The organism is Mesorhizobium sp. M7A.F.Ca.CA.001.10.2.1, from assembly GCF_003998575.1.
In the GTDB taxonomy this organism is placed as follows: domain Bacteria; phylum Pseudomonadota; class Alphaproteobacteria; order Rhizobiales; family Rhizobiaceae; genus Mesorhizobium.
Map to the genome: position 1 here is coordinate 1 of NZ_RZQY01000091.1, position 13,856 is coordinate 13,856.

Sequence of the window (13,856 nt, forward strand, 5' to 3'; positions counted from 1 at the left end):
GGGCAACGCAGTCCCTGGCCGCGCACTGCAGTTCGCGTGTGTCCTCGATCAGGATCACCCGATCGTCGCATTCGGCGACTTCAGCCAGCAGAGCGTTGGCGAGTGTTGTCTTCCCCGAGGAAGTGCCGCCGGCGATCAGCATGTTGCGCCGCTCGCGGACGGCCTTTTTCAGCGCATCGGCCTGCAGCGGCAGCATGATGCGTTCGGCAACATAGTCGGCCAGGGTGTAGACTTTCGCGGCGGGCTTGCGGATGGCAAAACATGGCGCCAACACCACAGGTGGCAGCAGGCCTTCGAAGCGTTCGCCAGACGGCAATTCGGCACTGACGATCGGGTTGTCGGCGTGCGCCTCGGCGCGCACGTGCGAAGCAACCAGGCGGATGATACGTTCTGCCTCGGACGGGTGCATGTGAACGTCGGTATCGACCCGACCTTCGCCTAACCGGTCGAGTCGCAGCGCGCCGTCGGGATTGACCATCACCTCGATGACGGACGGATCGGCCAGGGCTTCGGTGATTGCCGGACCCATGGCGGTGCGCAGCATGACACGCCGCCGGTGGTCGGCCTCGGGATGAGAGCTCATCCTTCCCCTCCCCCACCATTGTCTTTGCTAAGCGACTTTTTGCCGGAAGCGATCTGGCGGCCGACCTTCTCAACGAATTTCTCGAAACGCTCTTGGGCAATAGCCTGCGTTGATCGATCCGGGACCGGCGTGTGGGCGTGAAGGGTGATCGAAAAGCGGATGAAGAGCGCCAGGCTCTCCAGGATCACCTCGGAATCGCGCCTGACGTGGGCAAGATCGCGGGAGAGCCGGTCAAGCCTTACGCCGTAGCGCCGATCGAACTCGCTCTCGCCACGCCGCTCGATGAACGCCTCGATCGCCTTCGCCACGATCGCTGATTTGGTCGTTGACGGATCGCGACTGAGGTTGTCCAGTTTCTCGCTGAGCTCCGGCTCAAGCAGAAACTGATGGCGAATGCGGTGCGGCTTCATGCGGCTCGTTCCGACGGCCCGGCGTTGCGCCGGCGACGGGAGAAGCATCGGCCAGACGCTCAAAATTGCTTATGGCCGTTATCTACGCTGAGGTGCGCTCTGCAACTCAGCGGACTTCAGAAGCCGGGAATGACATCGTCGCCCCTGCCCTCGTTGATACCGTAGGCGCGGGCCGCAGTGGAAATCCGATCCATGACACGCTTGTCCGCGAGCGCTTCGCTGTCATCGTCTGCGGGCTTGTACAGATCGGCCTGATCGGGCTCTTGAGAGACAACAACGTCTTCTTCGGGCAGGCTTGGATGGCGTTGCTGCTGAACGCCTCCCTCGTCTTCAACTGGCGCGTCGGCGCTTTCCTCGTCCGCAGCAAGTCGGCTATCGACGCTGCACACTTGTCCAGTCCAGCCGTCCGGGCGTGATGCAGGGCAGTCCGCATAGGGTCCGTCGTGCAGCACCGGCGCAGGCAGCACCCGATCTGTGAAATTCTGATCCTGATAATAGCGCAGCTTCTTGGCGCGGATCGGCGGCAACCCAGAAACCAGGACCAATTCGTCTGACGGCGGCAATTGCATCACCTCGCCTGGCGTCAGGAGCGGGCGCGCGGTTTCCTGGCGGCTCACCATGACATGTGAAAGCCAGGGCGCAAGCCGATGGCCCGCATAGTTGCGCATCGACCTAAGTTCGGTTGCGGTGCCGAGGGCATCCGAGATGCGCTTGGCCGTGCGTTCGTCATTGGAGGAAAAGGCAATTCGCACGTGGCAATTGTCGAGAATAGCATTGTTCTCGCCATAGGCCTTTGAAACCTGGTTCAAAGATTGTGCGATCAGATAGGAGCGAATGCCATAACCTGCCATGAAGGCGAGCGCCGTTTCGAAGAAGTCGAGGCGACCGAGCGCCGGAAACTCGTCCAGCATCATGAGCAGCTGATGCTTACGGCTCTTCTTCGGGTCCCCCTCCAGACGCTCCGTCAACCGCCTGCCGATCTGGTTCAAGATCAGTCGCACCAAAGGCTTGGTGCGCGAGATATCCGAAGGCGGCACGACCAGATAGAGCGACAGCGGTCGCTCTCCATCCACTAGGTCAGCGATGCGCCAGTCGCAGGACGAAGTGGCCGCCGCGACCGTTGGATCACGATAAAGCCCGAGAAAGGACATGGCGGTCGAGAGGACGCCTGAGCGCTCGTTTTCCGACTTGTTCAGGAGTTCGCGGGCCGCCGAGGCCACTACGGGATGGACCTGAGGGTTATGCCCCGTCCCGAGATGGTTTGTCGTCATCATCCGCCGTAGCGTTGCGGCAAACGAGCGTTGCGGGTCCGACAGGAAGGTGGCGACGCGGGCAAGCGTCTTGTCCTCTTCAGCGTAGAGCACGTGCAAAATGGCGCCAACTAGAAGTGAATGGCTGGTCTTCTCCCAGTGGTTCCGTCGCTCCAGCGCGCCCTCGGGATCGACGAGGATGTCGGCGATGTTTTGAACGTCCCGGATCTCATCTGGGCCTTTGCGCACCTCCAGCAGCGGGTTGTAGCGTGCCGATCTCGGGTCGGTCGGATTGAACAGAAGGCAGTACGAGAATTTCGACCGCCAGCCGGAGGTCAACTGCCAATTTTCGCCTTTTATATCATGAATGATGGCAGACCCGGTCCAGGAAAGTAGCGTTGGAACAACCAGCCCCACGCCCTTGCCCGAACGCGTCGGCGCAAATGCCATGACGTGCTCCGGGCCGTCATGGCGCAGATAGCGATCGTTCAGCCTACCGAGGAAAACGCCCGCCGGCCGTAACAACCCTGCCGTCTCGACCTCATGAGTCGTGGCCCACCGTGAAGACCCATAGGTCGTAACCGACCCGCGCTGTCGCGCGCGCAAAAGCGAGCCTGCGATTGCGGCGGCACAGCCCAGGAATCCGCTGGCGCCTGCAAGCGTACCGGCTTTGTCGAAGACCTCCGGCGCATAAGCATCGAAGTGGAACCACCATTCAAACAGCTTCCACGGCTTGTAGATTGGCCAGCCGGCGAAGAGAAACCATGGTGCGCCGAGAGGCGTCTGGTAGGTCAGCATTTGAGCGCACCATTGGGTTGCCGTCCATACGCCGATAATGACAATTGCGCACACAACGGCGATCTGCCCGATCAGTAGCTTCGTAGGTGTCATCGGCTTGACCCGCTGAACAACGCGACCTAGCATCGCGCGGCGCAGCCGGGACAGGAATGTTCCTCACATACGATTTGGGAGCAATGAACGACTTCCTACGTATGCAGGTCGGTCAGCACGCGTGTTGCGCCTTCACGCGACACCATCCTCTCCATTCACCCTGAGGCCCGGCGCCGACGACAGTTGCGTGATCGCTCCTCCGCAAAGTTATCTTCTGCGTTCAGGGAGCCAGGGGCGCCTGGGCTGGCTGATGAACACCGTCCGCTCGCGCATGTGGGGTCGAATTGATTTGTGCCCAAGTGGAGGCAGGCTCATTTAACAGTTGCCGCAGTTCCCCTGGCTCGAACGCCATCATCGGTGGGGAAGCGGGTTCATCCTCCAACAGTTGCCGCAGTTCCTCTGGCTCGAACGCCATCATCGATGGGGAAGCGGGTTCATCCTCCAACAGCTGCCGCAGTTCCCCTGGCTCGAACGCCATCATTGGTGGGGAGGCAGGCTCGTCCTCCAACAGTTGCCGCAGTTCCCCTGGCTCGAACGCCATCATTGGTGGGGAGGCAGGCTCGTCTTCCAACAGTTGCCGCAGTTCCCCTGGCTCGAATGCCATCATCGGTGGGGAGGCGGGTTCATCCTCCAGCAGCTGCCGCGGCTCTTCCTCGTGCGGCAAGCGCCTCCTTAGCCGGTCTTGCAGCGCCTGCCGATCGGCAACGAGGTTGTCGAGGGGCAGCGGCTCGTGGTCTGGCCGCTGCCCTTTCACCAATCGTTCAACCAGCGCCCACGTGCCCTCCAGGACAAATACGCCGCAATCATAATGGTTCGTCTGTCTGGCCATGGGGGCTGGCGCCAAGGTGGCATTCAGCAGTCCTGCGAGCTGTTTTGCAGGCACGTCGTTATATCCCTCTCGCTGGAGGGAGTCGTAGTGATAGGCGAACCGCCTTTCCGGGTCGCGGCGATCAACGAGCAGCAGCGACCAATGGGTGCCGGGGCTAGTAGCCGTGCCATTATTCACTGGCAAGAACAGGAAGTCGGCTGTGGCGTTGTTTTGATTATAGATGGACTGCAATATGCCTCGAGCGTCTTGCGGCGACGTGTGTCGCAGTAGATGGGATACGGAAGGATCCACCAGCCGAGTCCGGGCAGCGAGCGCCGGATTGATCCCCTGCAGTTGCCCCTCCAGCAAATTGTAATCTCTCTGGATATGGGCGTCGCTCAGCCATTCGGCGGCGCCGAGCACCCGCCCCGTTGCAACGTTGGACGGGGCTGTCGGATCGAGCGCCCCGATCTGAGCCCCAGAGGAACTGGTAGTCAGTGTGGTCACATCAACCAGTGGAAGGCCGCGGTAGGTGCCTGGCAGCCTAGCGGTTGCTGGCGAGGCGGGTTGGGGAGCTCTTGCCGGTGCCGCTGGCCCAGCTTCAGCAGCGGCCCCAACGCGCCTGGTGACTGCGTCTGCCGGATGAGCAGAAAGGACAGTTTCGCGCCCGAGCACAATGCGCGGCAGGATATCCCGGAGGTGAGCCAATGCAGAACTGATACTTAGCCTATTACCATAGGAGACAGCCTTGAAGCTCTCAACATCTTTATCCAGCGATTTGTCGTGAATCCGAGCCGCAATCCCAAGCTTGTTATTTTGACGCAGGTACTGACTAAAATGTCTAAGAAAATTTGTATAGCCGCCCACGGTATCTGGATTCCGTCCGGTCGCAGGCGCTGCCAGGTACTCCTTGGTCGAAGCGGCTCTGTAATTTCTAATGAGCTCGGCATCGTCAGGATAGGGGATCACGACAGGGCGAGCCATAATCGGGGCTCCGCCTGTCGACTTCTTGAGGTAACGCAGTGCGCCAGCCACGGTGGAGGAACCACCCGTACTCTCGTACTCCTTGAGATCCTGATCCAGCGACGAATGGTAAAGCCGAGCAGCAAACCCTGGCTTGTTGTTTTGAAGGAGCCACCGACTAAAGCCGAAAAGAGAATTTACATTGTAAGTGACCGTGTTCGCTTTGGCCTTACCCGCGTGGAATGCTGCCCTCAGCCCTTCGATAGCGGTCGCATCGTTGGAATAGACAGGACGCTTGTCGGCACCGTCGGGGACTACAATTGGACGATCCGGCTGCACTGTCGAGGGCATCGACCCACCACCTCCGGGATGCGGTGCTGGGGTGGATTCGTGCTCATCCCTCTGCCTGACGAGCTGCGCCTCACATTCCGGTGTAGCCACCTCATGAGGATCCTGCATCGGTTCGATCCCCTCCATCTCCTGCTGCAACCAAGCCAAAGCTTGGCGAGCGGCCTGCGCGGCTTCATCAACCGCGGAGGATGTCTCCACACCTCTGGCGGACGCCGGCAGAGCCTGCTCCGCCCGCCGTCGAAAGAGCTCTGGCGAGGCGGATTTCTCCGCCCACAATCTGGGCTGCGTAGCGAGTCCCCGTCCAGATTTATGTGGCACCGCCTCGCTTGGCAGCGGGCTGCTCCTGTCCCGTGCAGCTACCAGCTCCTCCGGGGCGCCCTGGTCGCCGTGGCGCCAGTTCAAGTGAGGGACGGCCTCTCCAAAGTCGGGCGCTTGGTGTTGGTGCGCGGTTGGGGCGAGAGACAATGGTAGATCGGTGCCCTCCTTATAACCTACCGGCAGGAGCTCCTCTGGCCAATCGAATCCCTGCTGTGGTGCGGTATGCTGAGCAGCGTCGCCACGGGGACGAGCCTCCATGCTGACCGCGTTTTCCAGATGATTCCCGAGTATAACGCGCGGCGGGTTCTTGCGGAGATAAACCAGCGCAGATTCGATCGGAGCTCCACCATTAGAGGAGGCGGCCTTGTAGCTCTCAACATCTTTATCCAGCGATTTATCGTAAATGCGACCCGCAATTCCGAGCTTGTCATTTTGACGTAGGTAATGACTGAAATGGTTAAGAGCAGTTGCGTAGCCGCTCGCGGATCTGAAATGTCTGGTGAGCGCGGCGTCGTCAGGATGGGGGTTCAGGACAGCGCGACCCACAATCGGGCCGGCTCCGCCCATCGACTTCATCAATTGACGCAGTGCGCCAGCCACGGTGGAGGAACCACCCCTACTCTCGTACTCCTCGAGATCCTGGCTCAGCGACGGATGGTAAAGCCGAGCAGCAAGCCCTGGCTTGTTGTTTTGAAAGAGCCAACGACTAAAGCCGAAAAGAGAATTTGTGCTGCGAGTGACCGTGTCCGGCCTGGCTTTACCCGCAAGGAGTGCTGACTTCAGCCCTTCGATGGCGGTGGCATCGTTGGAATAAACAGGACGCTTGTCGGCACCGTCGGGGACCACAATTGGACGATCCGGCTGCACTGTCGAGGGCATCGACCCGTCGAGATGCGGTGCTGGGGTGTATTCGTGCTCGTCCCCCTGCATCACAAGTTGCGCCTCCCGTTCCGATGTACCCACCTGATCGGTGGGGAGTTGCATCATCACGCGAGCGCCTGAGTTGCCAACCTCACCTGGTTGCCGCTCAGTGACAGCATGCTGCAGATTGCTTTGGATCCTCTGCCTCTTCGTTGGTCTCAACTCACCTTTACCATGCGAGCCATTGACGAGGACCTCCTCGCCTAGCGCACCCATCAACTCGTCCGCCGCCTGCAGTTCGCCCAAGTGCTGCTCAAAACCGGCTTGGCCGGCCTGTCCGCTTGCTCGTGCGGTACGGCGTGCTGCACCTGCAGCCAAGCTGCCACGATGAATGTCTAGTTTGTACGGGTGCACGCTATCCTCACTTCCACAGATCACATGAGCAACCTACTCAGGCAAGCTTTCGAGAGGCTGACGAGGTCCGCCGCCGCGGAAGGCGAAGGCTGGTTTTCTGCTCAGCGGTTGACGGCCTCGCGTGTTGCGGCCGCGCCGGGTATCACGCCAATCAATCTGAATAGTCGATGCGTCAAACGAACCAGGATGGGATTTTCGTAGCGGGGCTGCTCTACTCACTCTTGTCCTGAGGGCAGAATTCAACCATATCGCCGAGCAACTGGATGCCGATTGGATACCCGATCCGGAAAGCTTCAGCTCATATGTGACGCGAGGATGAGAATCGTGGCAGCTCCAGACCGACGGGCTGCCACCCACAGCGGCGATGACCGACGAGGGTCTTCTATTGCCAAGGCAATCGTCCGTTCGGGGACCTATGTGTTCCAATGCTCGTCGAGCGGATCGGTGGGCCGCACCGCCGTAGCGTTACGGCGAGCGGAAGCGGCGTTGGGTGCGGCTTTTCCCCTGAACGCTTCACACCAGGCTGATAGGGGATCTTGCAATCGCACACACGCGGTCTGCAGGCGTGCCTATCAAGCAGTTTGCTCAGACCAACGCCGCGGCGAGCCGATCCTCAATACGCAGCGCAAGTCCTAGACTCCACGATCGTCCTTCGGTGCAGATTTGCTCGCGCCTCGCCCTGATTACAGCTGATAAGGCGAGCTAACAATTGCAAGAGCCACAAGCTATTCCAGCTCGATCGGTTTGGTGTTCCAGTCGGGCGGGGTCTGACCGAGAATGTTGCGAACGAAGAAGTCTAGGAGTTTGCGCTCGGTGTAGGTGCCTAGAGTATGGTGATTGGCACCAGGAACGTAGACCATGTCAAAATCTTTTCCTGCCTTGATGAGTCGATCGGCAAGCTGGAACGAGCAAAACGGATCGACATTATCATCCATTTCGCCGACCGCGATCATCAGCTTGCCCTGCAGCCTGTGAGCATTGTCAACGGCGGAGGATTGCGAATATTCAATGCCGACCGGCCACCCCATCCAAAGTTCGTTCCACCAGGTCTTGTCTATCCTGTTGTCGAAGCAGCCGTTTTTGGCGACGGCGACCTTGTAGAAATCGGGGTGAAAGAGCAGCGCGCTGACTGCACTCTGGCCGCCGGCGGATGCGCCAAAAATGCCGACGTTGGATATGTCGTACCATGGATATTGCGCGGCCGCCGCCTTGTGCCACAGAATGCGATCGGGAAATCCTGCGTCCTTCAGATTCTTCCAAGCAACATCATGGAAGGCGCGGGAGCGGTTGTTGGTGCCCATGCCGTCGATCTGAGCAACGACGAAGCCCAGCTGCGTGAGCGGCTCTGTCCACCGCGAGAAGGATTTTGGGACGAAGGAGCCGTGGGGTCCAGCATAGATATTCTCCACAACCGGGTATTTCTTCGTCGGGTCGAAGTTGGCTGGCAGGTGGAGCACGCCCCAGATGTCAGTTTTGCCGTCGCGCCCCTTGGAATGGAAACTGAGCGGCGGCTGCCAGCCTGCGGCGACGAGCTCAGAAATGTCGGCCGTCTCGATCTGCTGGAGCTTGGCATTGTCGCTGGCGCGGTAGAGTGCCATGCGCGGGGGCAGATCGATGCGTGACCAGAGATCGACATAATAGCGCCTGTCAGGCGAGAACTCGATATGGTGGTTGGCCGGTTCGGGCGTCAGTGCAGTCAGTCCCTTGCCGTCAAAGCCGATGCGGTAAGCATGGACCCAATAGGGGTCCTCCTGCGAGTTCATCCCGCTCGCCTCGAACCAGATCTGACGCTTGACCGGATCGACATGGTTGACCCTCCGGACGACCCACTCACCTCGCGTGATCTGGTTTTCGAGCGCGCCTGTCCGGCCGTTGAAAAGATACAAATGCTCATACCCGTCGCGCTCTGATGCCCAGATGATCTCCTTCCCGTCATCGACATCGTAACGGAAGATTTTTCCGGCATCCTCCTGGCCATGCCCCAGCGGCAAATAATCAACGAATGTCTCGCTGGTCTCATCGATCAGGGAGCGCCCGCGGCCCGAGGCGGCGTCTACCTCGACCAGGCGATAAAGCTGATGCCCGCGCTGGTTATATTCGAAAGTGAAGCCGCGGCTGTCCGCCCACCACCGGAGAGGGGAAAGTTCGAAGACGTTCGAGAAGAGGGCACCGTCAATCACGATCTGGCGCCGGCCGGCAATGTCGAACAGGACTGGCTGGGGCAGCGGAAGGACATCGCCCGGCCTGGGATAGAATTTTGTTGAATATTCCCGCTCCAACTGGTCCGTCGAAGAATTGAGGTAGCGGACCTCTCGCCTATAGCCGGGGCGAACAAGGTAAGCGGCGAGGTGGCGCGAGTCCGGCGACCAGCTCAGCGTCGAAAAGACGTAGCAATTGCCTTCGGCTCCGTCCCGGCTCAGAGGAACATCCTGCAATCCGTCCTCGCTGCGCAGGAAAACGTTGCAGTTCTTGATATAGGCGATCCATTTGCCGTCGGGCGACGCGTTGCTCTTGTCGGGGTTGTTCTCCGCTGGCGGCGTGTAGCGGTGGCTGAGCTCCCTACGGTCCCCTTTCCTTGCATCGAATGTGGTGCTGGTACAGTCATAGCTTGCAAGGTCGCAGCTCCACCGGGTGTCTTCAATCTGGAAGTCGAGCCTGCGACCATCCTCACTCAGTTCGAAACGGTCGAACGGAAGATTGCCGGCTTGATAGCTCTCATGGCTCACCTTGTTTAGCGCTGCCGCCAGACGCGCCTGATCGAAAGCGGGCCGCTTGAAACCCGTGGCAGCATCGACCTGCATGAACTGCTGCTCGCCGTGGCTAGTCCGGCGGTAGACGAAGGCTTCACCCCCGGTCAGCCAGAAAGGCATTTTGGGGACATTGACAGTGAGCCCGCCATATCGTTCGTTGATCGTAAGTGCGCGCTTGAAATCGGCCGGCGCTAGCGTCGGGTGTAAACTTTTCGAACCCTTGGCCAGCGTCTGAGTTGCCGATCGCCATGCGGCGCGCGTCAAAGCGCCGATCCTGGACATACCTGTTCACTTCTTTCGGTTTTCGGAATGCTAATTTTGAAGTTGGGTTCTCGTCGCCGGTCTGCAGCAGCGCCGAAGCGTCGCCTTGGAGGAGAGCCAGCACGCGGGTGCAGCCAGGCACGCGCAACAGGGGCGCTCCTTGGACATCCAGGCACTGGTTCGGGTGCCGATTGAAGAGTTGGCGTCCGCCGCCGAAACAACCAGGAAAGAGCGTCCATGCAGCCCTGACGCGACTATTTCCCCGCGAGTATGGCCGCTTGCTTTTCTGCATCATCTGAAAGGTCCTGCTCTAGTCGGGCCGGATGTCACCCCGGCAGAAATCATTGTGCTATTTCGACAATCTCCGAGCGATTGCCGCCGGCCCATGACGAGGTTTACCGATAGGGCGCAATATGCGTGCCAAAGGAAAAGCGGTTTAAATACACGGCAATCCGCCTATGTCGCATCCCCAACATCGTCGCACACCGGACAATGCCGGACGAAATTGTCCCGGGGCGTCAAATTGGTTTGATGGTGACCCAAGGAGTTCTGGCTTTATCTGAGGCGTTCGGCCTTTTTCGAAAGCCGGACTCTTCGCGCGTTTCCGACGGCCCGAAGCGCCTGATCAAAGCTGACGGCATTCCCGGGTCTTGGCCTTGCCACAGCAGCACCTGCTGCATCAATTCCGACGGACGCTGTAGAACACCTGCAACACACGGCCCGCAGCAATTTCTCCGGCGCAACGCTGGGGCGACCGCCTTTGGCACTGCAGGCGTACATGCCGGAAAGGATGCCGTCTAGCCGCACCAGCGCTCCATTGATCATCAGCCGGTGCGGGCACCAGGATGACCGGCTGGAACGAAATCTTCCAACCGCTTCATCGTGAACAGCTGCTCCATGAACACATCGCTCCCGTCAATCGAGCCGTCTCGCCAGGGGGATCAATAGTCTGTCTTTGGCGTAGGTATTTCAGCAGCCTGCTAGCGTGCGGACGACGCCGACATCAACCGGCGGACAAATGCGACGAGGGCAACAAGCGCGCCTGACGCAACGCCGCCAGATCAGCCGAGCCCGTGCAGAAGCAGGCGACGGCCAACTGGCGGATGACGATCTCGAAATGCGCGACAACGGCCCCGGTGGACACTGTCGCCGCGCCCAGCACGCTGGCCGCCTGCCCGGCGATGTCCGCGCCCAGGCGGATGGCCTTGGCCACGTCGACGCCATCGCGGATCCCGCCCGACGCGATCAGCTTCACCGTTGGCAGCGCCCGACGCACCGCCTGCACGCTGGTCAGGGTGGAATCCCCCAATCGGCGAATGACATCGCCACTGCACGGTCGGCGGCATTGCGGGCGCGCTCGCCCTCCACTGCGGCCCAACTGGTGCCGCCGGCGCCGGCGACATCGATTACCGCCACGCCCGCCTCGACGAGCGCACAGGCACCGAGGCGGACAGGCCCGCCCCCACTTCCTTGGCCACCATCGGCACGCCCACGATGCGCGCGGCGCCAGCGATCAGCGCCAGGACGCCGCGCCAGTTCGCGGTCGCCCTCCGGCTGTACCGCTTCCTGCAGCGGATTGAGATGGACGATGAGCCCATCGGCCTCCAGCGCGTGCTCCGCGCGACGCGCCAGGTCCAGGCCGTCGGCCTCCCGCAGTTGCGCGGCGCCGATATTGGCCAGCAAGGGAATGTCTGGCGCCAGGCGGCGCAGCGCGCGCGTTAGCCCCTGGGAGTTGCGGGATTGCAGGCTCACACGCTGCGAACCGCACATGGCGATCCCCAAGGCTTGCGCTGCCTCGCTCAAATGCCGGTTGATGGCCTCGGCCCGTGGCATGCCGCCGGCCATAGAGCTGATCAGCAGCGGCGCGCGCATAGCCTTGCCCAGCAGCGAGGCGCGCAGGTCGATCTGCGTCAGGTCCAACTCGGGCAGTGCGCAGTGTTCGAAATGGATGTACTCCCAGCCAGCGGCCACCGTGGCCGGCGCCGTTCGCCGATCCAGCACGATGTCCAGATGTTCGTCCTTCCCCGGCTCAGGGCGGTGTCGCTCATGCTCGCTCCATCCGTAGCAGCGGGCGACGGCGTTGCGTCGGATCGAACCGACGGCAGCGCGCCCAAGCCGCCGCCTCCGGCGCGTCCAGGCCGACGCACGCTGGCCTCCCCCTGCAGCGTCGCTGCGATAGCGGCTGGTCGAAGTCTGGTAGTACTGCGCGCGGATCGCCGCCATCGCCTCGATCAACGGTCCCCACGGCGCGGGAAAGCATTCTTCCGCCATCACCCGGTGCAGCATGCGCGTATGGCCGGCCAACTCGTCGTTGAGGAACTCAACCACAGGCATAGCCGGATAGCGCTGCAGAAGCAGGATCGCCGCGTTATCGCCGGCCGACCTGTCCTTGTCGCGTCCATGCAGATCGTTCTGCAGGCGCCCTATCACTGAGATGAGCCGCAGGACCTGGCGAAACGCTGGACGCGCGCGCAAGGTCGCCATGTCCAGCCCCCACAGCAGCGACAGGCAACAGAACACGGTCCCGTAAGCGATCGAATCGATGCCGTTGTGCAGGTACTCGGCGTAAGACCAGCGTCGCGCCCCTGCCGCCTGCGCGTGTCCGGCGCGCAGCGCCGCGCAGTAGCACCGGGTATAGTCGAGAAGCCGAGCATAGTCGTGACGATCGTAAGCGAGCGCAGCCAGCGAAGCGCGCAGCTGAGCGCAGCCCTCGAATCCGGAGAGCACGCACGGTACGCCGTGCCCCAGCGCCTGCTCCAGGGCGGCGAGCTGCTCCGGCGCGATCAGGCCAACGTCGTTGCAATCGTCTAGCCAGAACAGCAGCGCCAGTTCGCGATAGAACGCCACGATCAGCGTTTCGTCCTGCGGATCGCGGCCGGTGCGGGCGCTGGTGTCGCGCAGGCTCGGGTGAATGCGTTGCAGGATATACTGGCCGCCCCTTACCGCTTCCTCAGCATGCTCATCCGCGAAACCGGTCAGGGCACGCCCCCACTCAAGCACCTGCTGCAGCGCGCGTTCGGTCTGGATCATGGCGCCGCCCCTGCTCCCTCGGCTACGACGCGCCGCCCACAACGAAGCGCCAGCCACAACCCGGCGAGACCGCATCTCCGCGCCATAACGGCGATCGCGAAGTTATCGATCCGATTGCCAGTTGCTGATGCAAGCTCTTGTGAACGGCCGTTAGGACCGGCCCGCAGCCTCGCCGGCAGTATCGAGCAATCCGCTTGCGCCGGCTCGCCATAGCAGGCGAGGACGGCAAGGTCGCCGGCGGCAAACGCACGCGAGCACATTGCAAGCGACATCCGCGAACGCGGCGCCGACTGGTCAGCCTCCGCCTCGGTGCCCGCATATGTCCGCGAGTCGAGCAGCGCCTTCGCCACGAAATGAGCAGAACGCCTTACGAGCATCGACCGCCGGCTGCTGCGCATGGGCGATGATGAGGCATGGTCTCGCAGCGGACCCGTTCCGACAGATGCTGCACCAGGGACGAGGCGACCTTATCCAACAAGGCACCACTTGCGCTGTTTGTGGAGACGAGCGTCGGCTGCATCCATGCGGCTGCTTGAGTGGTGAAGACTCTGAACGACGGTTCCTACGGCGCTGCCGGCGCAATCGGCTGCTTGGGGGACGCGTGACGCAGTCAAAGCTCCCCTTGCCAAGCACGGAGCAGGCGAGTGAGAGAGCAGATGAATAGGCGTGTCGCCAATATTTTTGCATTGCTCTAATCGATTATAGTTGTGAGGAGCAATTTGAGACCATTTACTTGCGGCTCAAGTCACCCATAAAAGAAAGCAAGCACCGATTCGGTAGCTTATCCCCTGTCTTTCGCGTACTCGCGGCCGTGGCGCCGGGTGAACGATTGAAGACCGCCGGTCTCACTCGCAGGTGGGCGCCAGGGCGTGGGGCGGTTGGCAAGCCACAGGAGTAGGACAATGTCGAAGGATTCGGGTAAGGGCGATAATCACGGCGGCGGACCGGGCAAGATCGAGATCACGG

General features: G+C 61.3%; 5 protein-coding genes and 3 pseudogenes. All 8 read right to left on the reverse strand.

All coding sequences use genetic code 11. The features are described from left to right. A partial coding sequence (locus EN964_RS08780; protein WP_164775764.1) for an ATPase, T2SS/T4P/T4SS family occupies window positions 1-583 on the reverse strand: 583 nt, incomplete at its 3' end. Further along, window positions 580-993, reverse strand: a complete 414-nt coding sequence (locus EN964_RS08785; RefSeq protein ID WP_024502849.1) for a CopG family transcriptional regulator — start codon at window positions 991-993, stop codon at window positions 580-582. The genes EN964_RS08780 and EN964_RS08785, both read right to left, overlap by 4 nt. 116 nt (window positions 994-1,109) lie before the next feature. Further along, on the reverse strand, window positions 1,110-3,134 hold the full coding sequence (locus EN964_RS08790) for a conjugal transfer protein TraG (protein WP_024502848.1): 2,025 nt from the start codon (window positions 3,132-3,134) through the stop codon (window positions 1,110-1,112). Between the two features lie 220 nt (window positions 3,135-3,354). Then, window positions 3,355-6,741, reverse strand: coding sequence for a Ulp1 family isopeptidase (locus tag EN964_RS08795; protein ID WP_245490636.1), 3,387 nt, complete (start codon window positions 6,739-6,741; stop codon window positions 3,355-3,357). Between the two features lie 833 nt (window positions 6,742-7,574). Beyond that, window positions 7,575-9,881, reverse strand: coding sequence for a S9 family peptidase (locus tag EN964_RS08800; protein ID WP_024505658.1), 2,307 nt, complete (start codon window positions 9,879-9,881; stop codon window positions 7,575-7,577). 667 nt (window positions 9,882-10,548) lie between these two features. Next, window positions 10,549-10,780, reverse strand: a pseudogene (locus tag EN964_RS38425) (IS5/IS1182 family transposase); the annotation flags it as partial. 83 nt (window positions 10,781-10,863) lie between these two features. Next, a pseudogene (fni, locus tag EN964_RS08805) lies at window positions 10,864-11,908 on the reverse strand (type 2 isopentenyl-diphosphate Delta-isomerase). A gap of 88 nt (window positions 11,909-11,996) precedes the next feature. Then, window positions 11,997-12,890: pseudogene (locus EN964_RS08810) on the reverse strand (hypothetical protein); the annotation flags it as partial. Between the last annotated feature and the right edge of the window lie 966 nt (window positions 12,891-13,856).

Bases quoted from the DNA above. Each gene is read 5' to 3' on its own strand.
- EN964_RS08785 (WP_024502849.1), bottom strand. From the start codon at position 993: ATGAAGCCGCACCGCATTCGCCATCAGTTTCTGCTTGAGCCGGAGCTC.
- EN964_RS08790 (WP_024502848.1), bottom strand. From the start codon at position 3,134: ATGACACCTACGAAGCTACTGATCGGGCAGATCGCCGTTGTGTGCGCA.
- EN964_RS08800 (WP_024505658.1), bottom strand. From the start codon at position 9,881: ATGTCCAGGATCGGCGCTTTGACGCGCGCCGCATGGCGATCGGCAACT.